This is a genomic window from Amycolatopsis sp. N2S4-7, assembly GCF_058119595.1.
Window position 1 is genome coordinate 5,674,140 of record NZ_CP172299.1, and the last position, 16,827, is coordinate 5,690,966.

At 71.4% G+C, this 16,827-nt stretch carries 14 protein-coding genes; 2 read left to right on the plus strand and 12 right to left on the minus strand.

Going from position 1 to position 16,827, the window contains the following annotated elements:
• The 11 genes from ACH54P_RS26525 to ddaH form a co-directional block, all read right to left on the minus strand.
• Positions 1 to 2,061, minus strand: a complete 2,061-nt coding sequence (locus ACH54P_RS26525; protein ID WP_489906060.1) for a heparinase II/III family protein — start codon at positions 2,059 to 2,061, stop codon at positions 1 to 3.
• Between the two features lie 103 nt (positions 2,062 to 2,164).
• Positions 2,165 to 4,345: a bi-domain-containing oxidoreductase gene (locus tag ACH54P_RS26530; protein WP_489906061.1), complete on the minus strand. Its 2,181-nt coding sequence runs from the start codon at positions 4,343 to 4,345 to the stop codon at positions 2,165 to 2,167.
• On the minus strand, positions 4,342 to 6,252 hold the full coding sequence (asnB, locus tag ACH54P_RS26535) for an asparagine synthase (glutamine-hydrolyzing) (protein WP_489906062.1): 1,911 nt from the start codon (positions 6,250 to 6,252) through the stop codon (positions 4,342 to 4,344). Before asnB ends, ACH54P_RS26530 begins: the two co-directional genes overlap by 4 nt.
• Before the next feature lie 33 nt (positions 6,253 to 6,285).
• Positions 6,286 to 8,046 (minus strand): Wzz/FepE/Etk N-terminal domain-containing protein, encoded by a 1,761-nt coding sequence (locus ACH54P_RS26540; RefSeq protein WP_489906063.1) that lies wholly within the window; start codon positions 8,044 to 8,046, stop codon positions 6,286 to 6,288.
• Complete coding sequence (locus ACH54P_RS26545; protein WP_489906064.1) at positions 8,043 to 9,398, minus strand: exopolysaccharide biosynthesis protein; 1,356 nt, start codon at positions 9,396 to 9,398, stop codon at positions 8,043 to 8,045. The genes ACH54P_RS26540 and ACH54P_RS26545 overlap by 4 nt, the downstream gene beginning before the upstream one ends.
• A gap of 109 nt (positions 9,399 to 9,507) precedes the next feature.
• Positions 9,508 to 10,689: a glycosyltransferase family 4 protein gene (locus tag ACH54P_RS26550; protein ID WP_489906065.1), complete on the minus strand. Its 1,182-nt coding sequence runs from the start codon at positions 10,687 to 10,689 to the stop codon at positions 9,508 to 9,510.
• Positions 10,679 to 11,995, minus strand: coding sequence for a nucleotide sugar dehydrogenase (locus ACH54P_RS26555; protein ID WP_489906066.1), 1,317 nt, complete (start codon positions 11,993 to 11,995; stop codon positions 10,679 to 10,681). Before ACH54P_RS26555 ends, ACH54P_RS26550 begins: the two co-directional genes overlap by 11 nt.
• A 174-nt stretch (positions 11,996 to 12,169) precedes the next feature.
• Positions 12,170 to 12,433: a helix-hairpin-helix domain-containing protein gene (locus tag ACH54P_RS26560; RefSeq protein WP_489906067.1), complete on the minus strand. Its 264-nt coding sequence runs from the start codon at positions 12,431 to 12,433 to the stop codon at positions 12,170 to 12,172.
• Between the two features lie 63 nt (positions 12,434 to 12,496).
• Positions 12,497 to 13,180, minus strand: coding sequence for a glycoside hydrolase family 75 protein (locus tag ACH54P_RS26565; protein WP_489906068.1), 684 nt, complete (start codon positions 13,178 to 13,180; stop codon positions 12,497 to 12,499).
• A gap of 134 nt (positions 13,181 to 13,314) precedes the next feature.
• Complete coding sequence (locus ACH54P_RS26570; RefSeq protein WP_489906069.1) at positions 13,315 to 13,983, minus strand: polysaccharide deacetylase family protein; 669 nt, start codon at positions 13,981 to 13,983, stop codon at positions 13,315 to 13,317.
• Between the two features lie 79 nt (positions 13,984 to 14,062).
• Positions 14,063 to 14,908, minus strand: a complete 846-nt coding sequence (gene ddaH, locus ACH54P_RS26575) for a dimethylargininase (RefSeq protein ID WP_489906070.1) — start codon at positions 14,906 to 14,908, stop codon at positions 14,063 to 14,065.
• A gap of 74 nt (positions 14,909 to 14,982) precedes the next feature.
• Between ddaH and ACH54P_RS26580 the strand changes: the two genes are divergently transcribed.
• Positions 14,983 to 15,429 carry an Lrp/AsnC family transcriptional regulator gene (locus ACH54P_RS26580; RefSeq protein WP_026468878.1) on the plus strand — a complete coding sequence of 149 codons (447 nt, stop codon included), beginning with the start codon at positions 14,983 to 14,985 and terminating at the stop codon, positions 15,427 to 15,429.
• 80 nt (positions 15,430 to 15,509) lie between these two features.
• Here the strand turns inward: ACH54P_RS26580 and ACH54P_RS26585 are convergent, their stop codons facing one another.
• Positions 15,510 to 15,899 carry a hypothetical protein gene (locus ACH54P_RS26585; protein ID WP_489906071.1) on the minus strand — a complete coding sequence of 130 codons (390 nt, stop codon included), beginning with the start codon at positions 15,897 to 15,899 and terminating at the stop codon, positions 15,510 to 15,512.
• A 23-nt stretch (positions 15,900 to 15,922) separates the two neighbouring features.
• Between ACH54P_RS26585 and ACH54P_RS26590 the strand changes: the two genes are divergently transcribed.
• Positions 15,923 to 16,687 (plus strand): enoyl-CoA hydratase, encoded by a 765-nt coding sequence (locus ACH54P_RS26590; protein ID WP_489906072.1) that lies wholly within the window; start codon positions 15,923 to 15,925, stop codon positions 16,685 to 16,687.
• Positions 16,688 to 16,827 lie beyond the last annotated feature (140 nt).

The window sequence follows — 16,827 nt, forward strand, 5'->3', positions numbered from 1 at the left end:
CTAACTGAAGTGGAGCAGGGAGGTGAAATGTCCGGAAGTCCCGGAGCCGACGAGCGTGGTCGAGGGTTCCCTGCGGCCGAAGCCGGCGGAGTACCAGCCGAGCGGCGGGTCGGTCTCGCCCCGGTGCACGGTCCACGACAACTCGGGCGGCAGTTCCAGCACGGCGGTGCGCACCGCTCCGCCGCCACTGGTGAGGGAACCGGACACCCGGCCGACAAGAGGATCGGCCGGGTCGGACGCAGCCGACCGGAGGCCCTGCGCGGCGGCGGAACCAGGCCGGCGGCCTTCGGTGTCGGTCGCCGCGGGAGCGGGCGCCGCCGGCCAGCGGAGACGGGCGACGTTCTCGTCCAACATTGCCGTCACCGAGGGGCCCAGGTGGAACACCAGGCGCGCCGGGCCCGGTTCGCCGAGGACCTCGTCGACGATCTTCAGCACCTCGCCGTCGAGCTCGACCGTGCGGCGGTGCACCGTCGGGGCGTAGCCGTCGTGGGCGGCCGACCAGGTGGCGGGGCCGTTGTCCGGGGTGTGGACCTCGAGCACCTTCGTCACCGCGTGCCGGGTCCACAGGAACGGCCCGCCGGACACCGACTGGTCGCGTCCGCCCAGCTCGAGCGTGTTGTGGCCCACCGTCGAGCGGAAGTACGACCGCCACCGCGGCTCGCCGTGGTAGCAGAACGTGCCCGGGTCGGCGAGGACGTCGACGCCGTCGTGGCGGACCTCCACCGACAGCGCGTCGGCGTGGGCGTGCGCGGCGATCGACAGGAAGCCGTGCGGACCGCCGTCGCAGCGGACCCAGACGGGGCCGGACCGCAGGATCGTCAGGCCCGCGTCGCGCAGGTGCGCCGGACGACGGCCGGGGCGAACGCCGGAAGCCCGCGGAGTGCGCGAAGCGAGAGAAGCCAGCAGCGGGGTGCGGACGTCGTCGCCGGGCACGGCCGGCCACCAGTCCGGCCGGCCGAACAGCGCCTCGCCGGTGGCCAGCAAGGACGCCCAGCGGTCGGTCTCGAGACCGTCGACGATCAGGCCGAAGCCGTCGTCGGCGTCGCCCTGCCGCGGCGGCCGGAGCCGGTTGTCCACAATGGACGCCAGCGCGTCGGTCATCCGGAGCAGGACGTCCCAGGTGGTGTCCGGCACCGGCGTGCCCGCGGCGTCTGCCTCCACCGCCGCGGCCAGGCCCAGTTCCAGCACCAGCCCGTGGTACTCCGACGCCAGTTCCGCGTTCAACCCCGAGGGGAAGGTGTTGCGGCCGAGCTGGACGTCCAGCGAGCGCATCGCCGAAGCCCGCCAGCCCGCCGACTCGGGGAACCAGCCGAACGCGCACGCCGCGGCCAGCAGCCCGGCGTCTTCGGCGATGACGTGGTTGTTCGCCGACGAGCCGTGGCTGCGCAACGTCGCGAGCCAGTTCTGGTGGTGCCACAGCTGGAGCTGGAAGTCCGGGTTGTCCTCGAACAACGCCGAGACGCCGTCCCAGGCGTCGAGCAGACGGCGCGTCCAGACCCACGACAGCAGCCGGATGCCCAGCTCGATGCCGCTCACCCAGTGCGGCCCGCGCATAGGCGGGTTCTCCGCCCACCACGAGCGCAGGTGCGAAGCCACGCGCGAGGCGTAATCCGCGTTGCCGGTCAGGGCGTACGCCGCGGCCAGCACAGTGAGGTGCTGGTGGCGCGACGGCTCCCAGATCTGCTTGATGTCGCCGACCGTGTCCTCCGACCGGTACGGGACGTCGAAGGCGTACACATCCGACGGCGCGCGGCGGCCGGTCTTCGGGTCGAGGAACCAGTCCGGCGACACGAGGTCGTCCCGGACCACGCCGAAGTACTCGGCGCGGCCGGCCATCAGCTCGTCGGCGGTGGCCAGCAGCCGCTTGACGGCCTCACCGGACACCTTGTCGACGACGCCGGCAGGCAGGGCGGCCGTGAAGCGCGGGTGCGACGGCCAGTCAGGCGGCGTGGGCAGCGCGCTCCGCCACTGCCGCTGGACGACGGCATGCCGCGCACGGCCGACGACCTCCGCCGGCCCCATCCGGGACAGCCGGCGCAGGTACCAGCCAGGACCCATCATGTCCGGGCACCTGCCTTCCGCGGCAGCTCCGGCCGAACCGGCACCGCCCGCGTCATGCCGGGCCTCCTCGGCAGTAGCTCCCGCCCGACCGGCGCCACGCTCGTCACGCCTGGACACCCGCCTTGGTCGGCAGCTCGATCCGGACCGGCGCCGCGTTCGCGACGCTCGTCTGGGCGGCCAACGTCGCCAGCGTCGTCGCGGCCAGGGACTTCAGCGAGATCGGCATCGGGCCGCCCGTGCGGATCGCCGACAGGAACGCGTCGACCTCGGCGGCCTGGCCCTTGTCGCGGCCCTTGGGGATTCGCGAGCTGGCCCACTTCTTGCGCGAGTACACCGATGCGCGGACGAAGTCGTCGAACTTGAGGACCTTGCCGTCGGCGACGATGTCCAGGGTTTCCTTCGGGAAGCCCGACGAGCCGGTCTCGGCGTAGGTGATGACCGCCGTCGAGCCGTCCGGGTAGCCGAGGGTCACCTGGAGGTCGCCGGTGGCGTACACCGAGACCGGGTCGGCGTCGAGCAGCCAGCTCACCGTGTCGATGAAGTGACCGCCTTCGCCGGCGAAGCGCGAACCCTCCGTGGCGGTCTGGTTGTACCAGCTGCCGTGGTCGAGGCGGCCCGCGTTGACGAGGTACCGGACCGTCGCCGGGCCGACGCGCGGGCCGAACTGGTCGCGGGCCTCGTGCAGCAGCGGGGCGAACCGGCGGTTGAAGCCGACCTGGAGCCGGTCGTTGCCGGACTCCTCGATCGCGTCGAGGACCTTCTGCAATTCCTCGGCAGAGAGCGCCAGCGGCTTCTCGACGAACACCGCCTTGCCCGCGAGCAGCGCCTGCCGGGTCAGCTCGGCGTGCGAGCTGTGCCGGGTCACGACGAACACCGCGTCGATCGACGAGTCGCCGAGGACGTCGTCGATGTCGGTCGACGCCGCCGCGAAGCCGAACTTGCGCCGCGCGTTGGCACCGGACAGTGCCGACGTCGTCGCGACGTGCTTGAGCTGGACGTCGGCGCGCTCGACCAGGTGCGGCAGCAGCATCGACGACGCGTAGTTGCCCGCCCCGATGAAGCCCAGGCGCACCGGCTGCCCCGCCGGAAGCGCAGCGGCAGCCGGCGACGACGCCACCGCGACCCGCGCGGACGTGACCACGGGCTCCGTCCGAGCGACCGCGTCCGGGTAGCGGAACAGCACCGCGACGGCCTTCAGCTCACCGTCGTTCAACGCCTTGTACGTCGAGACCGCCGAGGAGAAGTCCGAGACGTGCGTGATCAGCGGCTCGACGTCGAGGCGGTCGCGCGCGATCAGGTCGAGGACGCACTCGAGGTTGCGGCGTTCGGTCCAGCGGACCTGGCCGATCGGGTAGTCGCGGCCTTCGAGCTCGTACGACGGGTCGTAGCGGCCCGGCCCGTAGGACCGCGAGAACCGGACGTCCAGTTCCTTCTCGTAGTAGGCGTTCCACGGCAGGTCGAGCTTGCACTTGCCGATGTCGATGACGCGGCCGCGGTCGCGCGACAGCTTCGCGGCCAGCTCCACCGGGTCGTTCGTGTTGCCGCCGGCGGCGAGGTAGGTCTGGTCGACGCCCGCGCCGTGCGTCAGCTCGGCCACCGCGGTGTCGACGATGCCGGACGCCGGATGTGCGCAGGTCAGCGCGCCGAGGCTCTCGGCGAGCTTGCAGCGCTCCGGGTCGGGGTCGACGCCGACGACGCGCACGCCGGACGACGCCAGCAGCTGCACGACGAGCTGGCCGATCAGGCCGAGCCCGATGACCAGGGCGACGTCGCCGATCTGCGGTTCGCCGCGGCGGACGCCCTGCATGGCGATCGACCCGACGGTGCCGAACGCCGCGTGCCGCGGGTCGACGCCGGCGGGCACGCGGGAGTAGAGGTTCTTGGGCACCCAGTTCAGCTCGGAGTGCAGGGCGTGCTCGTTGCCCGCGCAGGCCACGAGGTCACCCACGGCGACGTCGGTGATGCCGTCGCCGACCTGCTCGACGATGCCGCACAGCGAGTAGCCCAGCGGGGTGTAGGAGTCCAGTTTGGACGTCACCTTGCGGTAGGTCGCCGAGAGGCCGTTGGTGGCGACGCTCTGCATGACCTTCGCGACCTGGTCCGGGCGGGCCTTCGCCTTGCCCACCAGGGACATGCTCGCTTCGGACACCTTCATCATCTCGGTGCCGGTGGAGATCAGCGAGTACACCGTCCGCACCAGCACGCCACCCGGCTTGCAGGCGGGCTCGGGTACTTCCAGCAGCGCCAGTTCACCGCTCTTGTAGTTCTGGACTACCTGCTTCACTTCGCTCCCGCTCCAGACATCGCGTTCCGGTACCAATACTCAAGAGTCAAGACGTGCCAGAGGTGCTTGCCGCGGTCTTCCTGACCGGCGGCGTCCTCGGCGACCATGCGCTGCAGCGCCTCGCGCTGCAGGAAGCCCGACGAAACGAGCACCCCTTCGTTGACGACTTCGCGCACCAGCGGCGCCAGGTCGCGGCTCATCCAGGCCCGCAGCGGCGCGCTGAACAGGCCCTTCGGCCGGTGCACGATCTCGCCGGGCAGGATGTTCAGCGCCGCGTTCTTCAGTGCCACCTTGCCGGCGCGGCCGACGATCTTCTTGTTCCCGGGGATCTTGAACGCCGCCCGCACGACCTCGACGTCGACGAACGGCGTGCGCACCTCCGTCGACGCGGCCATCGTCGAGCGGTCGGTGTAGGCCAGGTTCAGCCCGGGCAGGAACAGCCGCGAGTCGGCCAGGCACATGCGGTTGACGAAGTCGTCCAGGGCCTGGTCGTTGTACGTGTCGGCGTGCTCGGTCAGGACGTCGTCGACCAGCGGGGCGAAGTCCGGGTTCAGCAGCGAAACGAGCTCCGCGCGGTCGTACATCGTGTAGCTGCGCCGGAACGCCGTCTCCTCGGGCAGGCCGGCGAAGGACAGGAACCGCTTCGCGAACCGCACCGACCGGTACCCGCGCTTGGCCGACGCCACCGGCAGGCGGTCCACAATGGACTCCACCGGACGCCGGACCGCGCCCGGCACCTTGTGGTAGCGCAGCGCGATCAGGTTCGCGAGGTGCTTGCGGTAGCCGGCGAACAGCTCGTCGGCACCCATCCCGGACAGCATCACCTTGACGCCGGCGTCACGCGCGGCCGAGCAGATCAGGAACGAGTTGATCGCCGCCGGGTCGCCGATCGGCTCGTCGAGGTGGTAGGTCATCTTCGGCAGCAGGTCGAGCACCTGCGGCGCGATCTCGATCTCGTGCAGGTCGACGCCGAACTTCTCCGCCACGATCCGCGCATAGCGAAGGTCGTCCGGCATCGCCTCGAACTTGGCGTCCTCGGCGCGGAAGCCGATGGTGTAGGCGGAGATCCCGGGCTGCGACCGCGCGGCCAGCGCCGTCAGGTAGCTGGAGTCCAGGCCGCCCGAGAGGAACGTCGCCACCGGAACGTCCGACAGCAGGTGCTTCGCGGTCGACTCGGCGATCACCTCGTGCAGGTCGACCTCGCCGTCGAAAGCCGCGCCCTCCTCGGCGACCTCCCGCAGCGACCAGAACCGGCCGCGGTCGACCTGGCCGTCCGGGCGGCAGCGCAGCCACGTGCCCGGCGCCAGCTTCTCCGCGCCCTGGTAGGCGCACCGGCTGTCCGGCACCCAGTAGTAGAGCAGCGACGCGATGAGCGCGGCGTTGTCGACCTGCAGCGACCCGCCGAGCTCGCCGGCGAGGGCCTTGAGCTCCGACGCGAAGGCGACGCCACCGGCGCGCTGCACGAAGAACAGCGGCTTGATGCCCAGCTGGTCGCGGACCAGGAACAGCTCGCCGGTGCCCTCCTCGAACAGGGCGAAGGCGAACATCCCGCGCAGCTTGGGCAGGCAGTCCGTGCCCCAGCGCCGCCACGCCTGCAGCAGCACCTCGGTGTCGGACGTCCCGCGGAAGCGCACGCCGGCCGCGGCCAGCTCGGCCCGCAGCTCGGGAGCGTTGTACAGCTCGCCGTTGTAGCTCAGCGCGAGGCCGTCGAGGACCATCGGCTGGGCGCCGGTCTCCGACAGGTCGATGATCGACAGCCGGCGGTGACCGAGGTGGACGTCCCCGGCGCCGGCGCGGTGCTCGTAGCGGCCGGAGCCGTCCGGCCCGCGGTGGGCCAGCGTCTTGGTCAGGCGGTCGGTGAGCGGCCCGCCGTCCGGCCAGAGGTAGGTACCTGCGATGCCGCACATCTCGAGTGGGTTCCCCTTCGGTCGCGGCGCGGGTCAGGAGACCTCCGCGCTCTTTTCGGGCTCGAGGTCGGCGGTCAGCTCGCCCTTGTGCGCCGGCTCGCCGTGGTCGCGCTTGAACGGCGTCGGCCGCTTCGGCGGCTTGACCGGGGCGAACTTCTTCGTCGGCGCGTCCAGGTGGTCCGGGACGCTCACGGTGCCGGGTTCCGGGAACTTCTGCGGCGGCCGGGGCGGCACCGGCCGGGCGAGGGCCGCGGGGACCGGGCTGAAGCGGCGCGTCGGCGGCTCCGCCACGGCGACGCGCTCGGCGACCCGGGCGACCAGCTCGTCGATGCGGTCCTCGGGCTCGACGGGGACGGGCTGGGGCGTCAGCTTGGCGCGGCCGCGCAGCGCCGTGTGCAGGCCGTCCCAGAGCGTGCCGTCGGACTTGTCGCGCGGGTCCGGGTCGACCAGCACGACGCCGATGATCGGGATCCGCTGGTCGGCGAGCTGCCGCGCGACCGTGTGCAGCCACAGCGTGTTCGCGTGCCCGGCCTTGACGACCAGCACGGTCTCCGCGCCGAGGTGCTCCAGGTCGGTCCACGCCGTACCCGGGGACACCGTGCCGACGCCGACGCGGCGCTCCTCCGGCTCGGCGTCCGGGTCGCCGGCGCCGAGCACGACGACGTCGCTGCTCGTCTCGGCCGCCAGCTTGCGGACGTCTTCGCCGGGCAGGTCGTCGACGACGCTCGCCTTGCCGTCCGCGGCCAGTTCCCCGGCGATGTCGAGGGCGAGGGCGGCGGCGACCTTCGGCGCGCCGAGCTCCAGCAGCGACACCTGGGGGCGGTCCTTCTTGATCGCGCGGACCAGCGTCGTGGCGACGCGACGGCGCTCGGAGACGGCGCGGGAACGCTGCCACAGCCGAGCCGGGCCCCGGCGCTTCGAAGGCAGCTGGGCGATCACGGACGCGCCGAGGTGGTGGGAAATCTCGCGGCGCAGCACCGGCCGGTCGCGCGACACCGCGCCCACGGCGACGAGCGCGAGCCCGAGGGCCAGGCCCAGCGCGAAGCCGATACCGGCATTGGTCGCGGCGGTCTTGAGGAACGCCTTCGGCAGCACGCGGGGCGAGTCGACGATCTGGGTCCCCGCGGCGACCTGCGGGCTGCCGATACCGGCCTGCTGGGCGCGGGCGTCGAAGTCGGAGATCTGGGACGCGAGCGCGGCGCGGCGACCGTAGAGCCCTTCGAGGGTGCTGGCGTTCGCGTTGCGGCCCTTGTCGGTCTCGTCGGCGATCTGCTGGTCGACCTTGGTCAGCTCGTCCTGGGCGTTCTTGCGCTGGTCGAGGATGGCCTTGGACTGCGCGGCCGCGGCGGCCTGGCTGCGCTGCACGTGGTCGGCGATGAACGTGTCGGCCAGCGCCTTCGCCTGCGCCACGGCCTCTTCATTGCTCTTGGCCTTGACGGTGATCTGCATGACGTTGTTCGTCAGACCCAGACCCGCGTAGTTCTTCATGAACTCTTCGGGTGCTTCGGTGCTGCCCAGTTTCTTCAACGCGTTTTCGGCGATCTGGGTCGTCTGCAGCACCGCGACGTCGGTGCGCATCAGCGTGCCGCTGTCGGTCGGCGAGTCGTCCTGGTGGACCACGATCACCTTGGCGACCGCGGTCGGCGGCGCCGGCAGCAGGACCGCGGCGAGCGCGCCCGCGATCAGCCCGAGCAGCGCGGTCGCCAGCCAGAAGCGCTTGCGGCGGCGGATCGCGACGAAGAGGCGCTGGAGGTCGAGCAGCGGCGCGGTCTGGGTTTGCGATGCAGTCGTCACGCCGAACCTGCCAGGGCTTTCTCGGGGGCTTCCGCCGCGGGTTCGGCCGCGGGCTCCGCCGGCCGGACCGGATGGGTGAGGACGGCGCCGACGACTTCCTGGCCCGCGTCGGCGCAGGCTTCGGCGAGCCGGACGAGCTCCCACGCGGTGCGGGTGCCGGTGCTGAGCACCACCAGGACCCCGGAGTCGCGGCCGGCGTCCGGCACGGTGGGCCGGCCGGCCGAGAACTCGAAGATCCGCAGCGGCACGGACAGCCGGTCGGCCAGCGCGGCGAGCTGCCCGGCGGCCAGGCCACCCGTCTCGTCGTCGTCGGCGACCAGCACCAGGACGTCGGTGGGGCCGGTGGCCAGCCGGGCCAGCACCCGGCGGTAGCGGATGTCGCGGTTGACCGCGTCGGCCGAGGTCGCGACGGGCGGCTGCACCCACGGCCGGTCGCTGCCGAGCAGCCGTCGCAGCTTGCCGGCGAAACCGGACGCCGGGACGCGGTCGCCCTGCGGCGTCGTGACGTCGACGCCCGCGAGGATCGGCGAGCCGAGCGCGGACGCGATCTCGGGCTCGCCCCGCAGCCGCCGGTCGGCGCGGGCGGCGAACAGGTGGCCGAGCACCCCGGCGAGGAAGAACAGCAGCGCGCCGCCGGCGACGAGCTGCGTCATCGTCGGAGCGGCGGGACCGGTCGGGCGCTGCGAGGGACCGAGCACCACGGTGTTGCCGATGCCGGTCGCGAGGTCGGCCTGGTTGAGGTCGTTGATGGCCTGCTCCAGCGACGTCCGCAGGCCTTCGAGCTGCGTGCGGACCTGGACGCTCTCGACGGTGAGGTCGCCGCCGACGGTCTTGGCGAGGTCACTGATCTTCTGCGTCGTCAGCTGCACCTGCTGGCGCAGGGACTCGCGCTGCTCCTGGGCCAGCTGCACCGAGGCGTCCGCGGAGTTGCTCGCCAGCTGCCCGGAGAACTTCACGTACTGCTGCGCAACCTGGTCGGCGAGCTGCTGGGCGTGCTCGGCGGTGTCGGCCGAGGCGGTGATGGACACGACGTTGCCGTTCGCCACCGACGCGGTGACCTGCTTCTTCAGCTCGGCGCCGGTCGGCCGCCACGGCAGCACGGCGGCCGCGCGGTCGAGGACGACCGAGCTGGTCGCGACGTCGACCTGGGTGAGCAGCTCGTCCGCCTGCCGTGGTCCCTGGAGCAGCACGCTCGACGTCGTCTGGTACCCGGGTGAGAACAGCACCGACGCGGCGGCGCCCACCGCCGCGCCCAGGACGGTGAGGGCGGCCAGCAGCCGCCATCGTCGTCGAAGAACCTGCCCGATCAGGGCCAGGCGCACCGTGTCGTCAGTCAACGGCGGGATCTCCATTCCTGAGACGGGTACGCCGAACGGATTCAGTGGATCGGCCGGTTACCCGAACCGTCGTCGGACCGGGAGCATTGGTTACACGTCCGGTGACTTCTTGACCGAACGGCGATCAGGACTTCACAGCGTGCTCATACGCGGCGAGCAGGTTCTTGGCCGAGTTCTCCCACGACAGCGCACCGGCGACCCTGGCCTGCCCGAGCTTGCCCATCCTGACCCGCTCCTCCGGGTCGTCGAGCAGCTGGGCCACGAGCTTCGCGAACGCCGACTCGTCGTTCGCCGGGGCGTAGACGGCCGCGTCGCCCGCCGAAACCCGCGCCTCGCGCAGCTCGAACGAGACGATCGGCTTGCTCATCGCCATGTACTCCATGACCTTGTTCATCGTGGAGACGTCGTTGAGCGGGTTCAGCGGGTCCGGCGACAGGCAGACGTCGGCGGAGGACAGGTAGCGGACGAGGTCCTCGTCGGAAATCCGGCCGGTGAACTCGACCTGGTTGGCCAGCCCGAGCTTCGCCGAGAGCGCGACCATGTCGTCGAAGGCGTCGCCGGAGCCGACGAACACCGCGTGCCAGTCGGTGCGCCCGACCTCGTCACGCAGCTTCGCCAGTGCGCGCAGGGCGTAGTCGACGCCGTCCTGCGGGCCCATCACGCCGAGGTAGGCGAGCAGGTAGGGCTTGCCCTTCTTCAGCCCGGGCTCGGCCGGCACCTCGTGGAACCGCTCGACAACCGGGGCGCTGCGCACCACGAAGACGTCCTCGGGCTTCTTGCCACCACGGATCCGGGCGACCTGCTTGTAGCTCTCGTTCGTCGAGATGACGACGTCGGCGGCGCGGTATGTGGCGCGCTCGAGCGCGCAGACCCCGCGGTAGAGGAGGTCCTGCCCGCGGTCGAAGCGCGACAGGTACAGCTCGGGGCACAGGTCGTGCTGGTCGAAGATGAACTTCGCGCCCTGCCGCTTGAGGTACTTCGCGACCAGGTAGAGCAGGTCCGGCGGGTTGCAGGCGTGCACGACGTCGACCGGCCCGACCTTGCGGGCCAGCCGCAGGGTGTGCCACAGCGCGCTGCCGTACTCCTGCAGGTAGCCGGCGGGGCCGCCGGTCGCCGCCTTCAGGGGGTACCGGTGGATGTGGACGCCGTCGACGACGGCCTCGGCCTCGGTGTCGCGTTTCGTGCCCTGCGGGCAGATCACGTGGACTTCCCACCCGGCGTCGCGCAGGGTCGTGGACTCCTGCCAGACCCGCCGGTCGAAGGGAACGGAGAGGTTTTCGACGAGGATGAGCGCTTTACCAGGCAAGGCCGGCGTATCCCTCTTCAAGGCGACGCGTCGCGGCGTCGGGCAGGCGGACGAGGTCGATGAGGACGCGGTCGCCGCCGTGCGGCAGGGCCGCCAGCACGTCCGGGTCCTTGCAGCCGACGACGACGACGTCGGCGTGGTCCATGACTTCTTCGACGGACCCGGCCAGCAACTGGCCGAGGTGCGGCAGCCGGCCCTCGATGTACTCGCGGTTCGCGCCCATCAGCCGCGAAAGGCTGACGTTCGCGTCGTAGATCTTCAGGTCGTAGCCCTTGCCGAGCAGCTTCTCGGCCAGCTCGACCAGCGGGGACTCACGCAGGTCGTCGGTGCCCGGCTTGAACGACAGCCCGAACAGCCCGACCTTGCGCTTGCCGGTGCGCGCGACCAGGTCGAACGCCCGCTGCAGGTGCTCGTCGTTGGACGCGAGCACGTGCGACAGGATCGGCACGTTGACGTCGGCGCGGTGCGCGGCGTAGACCAGCCCGCGCAGGTCCTTCGGCAGGCACGAGCCGCCGAACGCGAACCCGGGCTTGAGGTAGGCCGGGCTGATGTTGAGCTTGGTGTCGGCGAGGAAGACGTCGATCACCTGGTGCGAGTCGAGGCCGAGCGCGCGGCAGATCGAGCCGAGCTCGTTCGCGAAGCCGATCTTCAGGCCGTGGAAGGAGTTGTCGGCGTACTTCGTCATCTCCGCGACCGGGATCGGCACGCGGAAGACGGCGCCGGGCAGGCCTTCGTAGAGCGCCGCGACGGCGTCACCGCTGGCCGTGTCGATCTCGCCGATCACGGTCTTCGGCGGGTCGAAGAAGTCGCGGACGCTGCTGCCCTCGCGCAGGAACTCCGGGTTCACCGCGACGCCGAAGTCGACGCCCGCGGTCCGGCCCGACGCCTTCTCCAGGATGGGAACCAGCAGGTCGAGGCAGGTGCCGGGCAGCATCGTGCTGCGGAAGACGACGGTGTGCCGCTCGCTCTTCTTCGCGAGCGCCTCGCCGATTTCCTCGGCGACGCGCTCGAGGTAGACGGTGGAGAGACTGCCGTTCGGCGCCGACGGCGTGCCGACGCAGATCAGCGAAATCTCACTGTCGGCGACGGCTTCCGCGACGTCGGTCGTGGCTCTCAGTGCCCCGCTCGCGACGACTTCGGCGGTCAGTTCGCCGATCCGCTCCTCGACCACCGGGGCGTTGCCCTGGGTGATCAGCTCGATCTTGACCGGGTTGACGTCCACGCCGACCACCCGGTGTCCTTGCCCCGCCAGGCACGCGGCGGAGACACAGCCCACGTAACCGAGCCCGAAGACGCTGATCTTCACGCCAAACCTCCGCTTTCCGCGCGACCCTCTCGTTGGTCGGCGGCCACCCCTGGATCGTTACCGCCGGGACGGCGAACGGGGGAAAGCGTGAGACGGCCGTGAGGCGCAACGGTTTTCCGGTAAGAATCGCGTCTCGAAAAGCGTGGCCGGGCAACGCGGTTCACGCGGTTCCGGTCAGCGGGTCGCCAGCAGGCGTTTCCGTTCCGCGGTGTAGGTCCACCACGGCCGGGGCGGCGCCCCATCGGCCTGGTCGACCGCCGACATGAAGGTGTCGAGCACGCACGGGTCGTGCCGGTGCCCGTCGGTCGCGCAGAGGCGTTCGTACAGCTCGACGGGGTCGCGCCCGGCCAGGTGCGCCGGCTCGGTGATCCCGAGCCGGGCGAGGTCGCGGACCATCGCCGGGCCGATGTTGGCCAGCTTCAGCAGTTCTCGGCTCATGACCCCAGCACAGCAGTCCGGGGCCGATCCGGTCTTGAACGGATCGGCCCCGGACCGCGCGGATCAGTTGTTGTTCACGAAGGTGCTGGCGAGGCTTTGCCCCTTGCTCACCGCGTTGCCGTGGTTCTCGATCGGCGAGACCGTCGAGTTCTTGAAGCAGATGTACGTCACCCCGGAGTCGGTGCCGCCGTTGGAGGGGTCCGGGTTGATGCCGAGGTCCTTCGCCGTCGCGTAGGAGGCCTCACCGATGATCTGCGACGGCCCGGTGTCGCCGATGACCGCGTACTCGACCTTGCCGTTGTAGACGACCGCGCAGGAGCCGCCGCCCTTCAGGCCGGACGACGTGTACTTCCAGATGCTGCTGGAGCTGGGCACCACGATGTAGGGCAGCTTGGCGGCGTTGAGCGGCTTGCCGTCGGACTGGTGGAACGCCGTGTCGTCCTGGAAGCAGCAGTCGGTGTTCTCGTTGCACTGCGTGGTGCGCTGGCCGTCGCAGTCGATGTCCATGTCGGCTTTCCAGAACACCGCGCCGTTGGCGTCGCAGACGGCGACCGTCTTGCCCGAGGCGTCTTCGTCGGTCTTGTACTTGCCGTTCGAAATCTGCTTGCAGCCGGTGGTCTTGGACAGCAGTTGCGCCGCGGTCGGGCCGGCTTCGACGGTGGCCGGTGCCGGTGACGCCGACGCGAGGGCCGAAGGCATCACGGCCGCGGTCAGCGCCAGTGTCGCGAGCAGGATCAGCTTCCGCATTCCTGGTGCTCCCTTTAGTTAGGAAACTTTCCTTACGGCGGCGGGGCACCAGGATGCACCCGCGCGGGAGCGCGTTCAAGACCTCCCGGTCGGGGAATTTCCCATCATCGCCGCGGATTTGACGAAAAGGCTGCTCAACGGTCGCCGCGGCGGAACAACCGCCTCGCCCAGCTTCCCGCTCGGCGGTACACCCCCGGCGACGCCGTCAGGACGCTGTCGAGCCAGACCTCGTCGACGTCGTGCCGGAGCTCGGTGCGCGCCTGCAGCCAGCCGTCCCGGCGGGCCGCGCCGCCGTCGCTCGTGTAGACGCGGGTGGCGCCGGCCTGCCGCAGCCGCGCGAGCACGCGCCGGTCGTAGGCGCCGAACGGCAGCGAGTACCGCCGCACCGGCCGGCCGCACAGGTCGCCGAGCAGCTTCGGCGCGTCGGTCAGCTCCCGGCGGGCGTGGCGGTCGTCGAGCCGCCGCCAGTCGCGGGGCTCCCAGCCGTGCGAGCCGATCTCCATCCCGGCCCGCGCGAGCTCGCGCAGGCCGTCGCGATCGAGGTAGCCGCGCTGCCCGAGGCGGCCGGCGAGCGGGAAGAACTCCGCCGTCAGCCCGCGCTCGACGAGCCGCGGCAGCGCGAGCTCGACGTCGGACTCGTTGCCGTCGTCGAAGGTCAGGTGGACGTCTTCGCGCTCGCCGGCGACCTCGAGCACGCGCTCGAACTGCTCGAGCGTCAGCCAGTGCTCGTCCTCGCCGGGCTCGAGCTGGCGAGCCGGGCGGCCTATCCCGTGCACGGCGAGGATCACCGTCACCACTCCCACCGCCTGCCACCGCGAGTAGTCGGGTTGTCGCCCGGTCAATCGCGGTGGCAAACGGGTGAGTTACAGGTTTCGGCGGAATTCAGCCCTTCCGGATTTCCAGCGTGCAGCACTTCGGGCCGCCGCCGGCCTTCCGCAGCTCGGAGATGTCGACGTAGACCGGCTCGTACCCGCGCGCCTCGAGCAGCGCACCCAGCCGGGTCGCCTCGACGGGCAGGACGACGTTCCGGCCGTCGGACACGCCGTTGAGGCCGAAGCACTCGGCGTCTTCCTTCGTGGCGAGCACGGCGTCCGGGAAGAGCCGCTCCAGCACGCGGCGCGAGCCCGCCGAGAACGCCTCGGGGTAGTAGACGATCTGCGCGCGCTGGGTGTCGGTCGCCTCGGCGAGCACGAAGAGCGCCGTGTCGAGGTGGTAGTAGCGCGGGTCGACCAGGTGCAGCGAGACGACCGGGACGCCGAGGACCTCCTGGGCCTCGGCGTGCGCGGCCGGGTCGGTGCGGAAGCCGGTGCCGGCGAGCAGCAGGGCGCCGGTCCAGGCGAAGTCGCCCTCGGCTTCGTTGACCTTCTCCGGCATGGTGATGTCGCGGTAGCCGTGCTCGACGAACCAGCGGCGGAAGTGCTCGGCCTCGGCGGCGCGCTGCGGGGCGCGGAACCGCGAGCCGAGCACGCGGCCGTCGACGACGGTGCCGGAGTTGGCGGCGAAGACCATGTCGGGCAGGCCGGGCTGGGGGTCGATCTCCTCGACGGTGTGGCCGAGGCGGCGGTAGGTGTCGCGCAGCTCGGTCCACTGCGCGACGGCGACGTCGGCGCTGACCGGCTGGGTCGGGTCCATCCAGGGGTTGATCACGTAGTCCACCGCGAAGAAGCGCGGCGGGCACATCAGGTATCGGCGAGTGGTCGGTACGCGCATCGGTGATGATCCCTGCATGATTGCAGGGTAAGGGGCGCCTAATATCGCAATCAATCGCTGTTCGCTGCGCATATCTGTGCTAGATGTTGCGTGTGAACACCATCGACCAGCGAATCGTTTCGTGTCTCGTGGCGAACGCGCGCTCCAGCTACGCGGAGATCGGGAAGGTCGTCGGCCTGTCCGCGCCGGCGGTGAAGCGGCGGGTCGACCGCCTCCTCGAAACGGGCATCCTCCGCGGCTTCACGGCGGTGGTCGACCCGGAGGCGCTGGGTTGGGGCACGGAGGCGTTCGTCGAGGTCACGTGCCAGGGCAACATCACCCCGGCCCGGATCCGCGCGCGGCTGGAGCCGCTGCCGGAGGTGGTGGCGGCGTACACGGTCTCGGGCGCGGCGGACGCCATCGTCCACCTGCGGGCCGCGGACATCCACCACCTGGAGACGGCGTTGGAGCGGTTGCGCGGGCTCGAGATCGTGGACCGGACGGTGTCGACGGTCGTGCTGTCCCGCCTGCTGGAACGGCCGCCGACGCCGGAAGAGTGACGTGGGCGGGCCTCTGGCCCCCGTCTTCCAGCGTATCCGCGGGGACCGACAGTTCCGGCGCCTTCAGCCGCCCAGCCCCTTCAGCCGCCCAGTGCCTTCAGGACCGCGGGGGCCTCGTCCGGGTGCAGCCGCAGCTCGGTCCGCCCACCCGCCGCGTGGAACGTCACCGACTGCTGGTCGACCGCCTGCATCGTCAGCTCGCCCGGGTCGAACACCGCCGGGTCCTCCCCCGGCGCCACCCACCGCACCGGCCCGTCGCCCACGACCAGCCGTCCGCGCCGCTCGCGGCCGTCCGTCAGTTGTTCGTCGCGCAGCACGCACGGGAACGCCACCCGCTCGCCGCGGGCCAGGGCCGCCTGCCGGGCCTTGCGGCGCCGGCCGCCGAACAGCTCGGCCATGTCGATCATCGTCAGCAGGTTCCCGAGCAGCACGATGGTTCCCTTGACCAGCACTCCGAGCAGTTCCCCCATGACTCCACTAATACCCTGAACCGATGACCGACAGCATCGTCAGCGAGCACTCCGGCGGCATCGCGCTGCTGACCGTCGACGCGCCCGGCAGCCGCAACGCGCTCACCCTCGACCGGTCCGCGCAGCTCGCGGCCGCCGTCGATGCGGCGGAGCGGGACGAGTCCGTGCACGCCGTCGTCGTCACCGGTACGCCGCCGGCGTTCTGCGCCGGCGCCGACCTGACCGCGCTGGGTCAGGCCGACGAACGCGGTCTGCGGGCCATCTACGAAGGCTTCCTCGCCGTGGCCCGGTGCGCGCTCCCGACCATCGCGGCGGTCGGCGGCGCGGCCGTCGGCGCCGGGCTGAACCTCGCCCTCGCCGCCGACGTCCGGCTGGCCGGGCCGCGGGCGAAGTTCGTCGCCCGCTTCCTCGAGCTCGGGCTGCACCCGGGCGGCGGCATGACGTGGATGACGCAGCGGCTGGCCGGGCCGCAGCAAGCCGCCGCCATGACGTTGTTCGGGCAGCCCCTGGACGCCGAAGCGGCCGTACGCGCCGGGCTGGCCCTGCGGGTGGTCGACGGCGACCACGACGACCTGCTGGCCGCGGCCCGCGAGCTGGCGGCGCCCGCGGTCGCCGCGCCGCGCGAAGCGCTGCTGGCCACCAAGCGCAGCCTCCGCACGACCGCGTCGCTGGCCGCGCACGCCGACGCCGTCGACGTCGAGATCGAGCCGCAGCTGGCGTCCCTGGCGTCGCCGGCGTTCGCCGAACGGCTCGAGGCGATGCGGGCGCGGATCCGCTCGCGTTCCTGATCCCAGCAGGTGGACGTCACCACGGGGAGACGCGCATCACAACAGGGGCCGCGCGTTAACCGTTACCATCGGTAACACGTATTTGCCCGACCAGCACGGGGGACTCCGCAGGGGTCCGGTAGCGCAGCACTGAGGTCGTC

Bases quoted from the DNA above. Each gene is read 5' to 3' on its own strand.
- ACH54P_RS26525 (WP_489906060.1), bottom strand. From the start codon at position 2,061: ATGATGGGTCCTGGCTGGTACCTGCGCCGGCTGTCCCGGATGGGGCCG.
- asnB (WP_489906062.1), bottom strand. From the start codon at position 6,252: ATGTGCGGCATCGCAGGTACCTACCTCTGGCCGGACGGCGGGCCGCTC.
- ACH54P_RS26545 (WP_489906064.1), bottom strand. From the start codon at position 9,398: ATGGAGATCCCGCCGTTGACTGACGACACGGTGCGCCTGGCCCTGATC.
- ACH54P_RS26560 (WP_489906067.1), bottom strand. From the start codon at position 12,433: ATGAGCCGAGAACTGCTGAAGCTGGCCAACATCGGCCCGGCGATGGTC.
- ACH54P_RS26565 (WP_489906068.1), bottom strand. From the start codon at position 13,180: ATGCGGAAGCTGATCCTGCTCGCGACACTGGCGCTGACCGCGGCCGTG.
- ddaH (WP_489906070.1), bottom strand. From the start codon at position 14,908: ATGCAGGGATCATCACCGATGCGCGTACCGACCACTCGCCGATACCTG.
- ACH54P_RS26585 (WP_489906071.1), bottom strand. From the start codon at position 15,899: ATGGGGGAACTGCTCGGAGTGCTGGTCAAGGGAACCATCGTGCTGCTC.
- ACH54P_RS26590 (WP_489906072.1), top strand. From the start codon at position 15,923: ATGACCGACAGCATCGTCAGCGAGCACTCCGGCGGCATCGCGCTGCTG.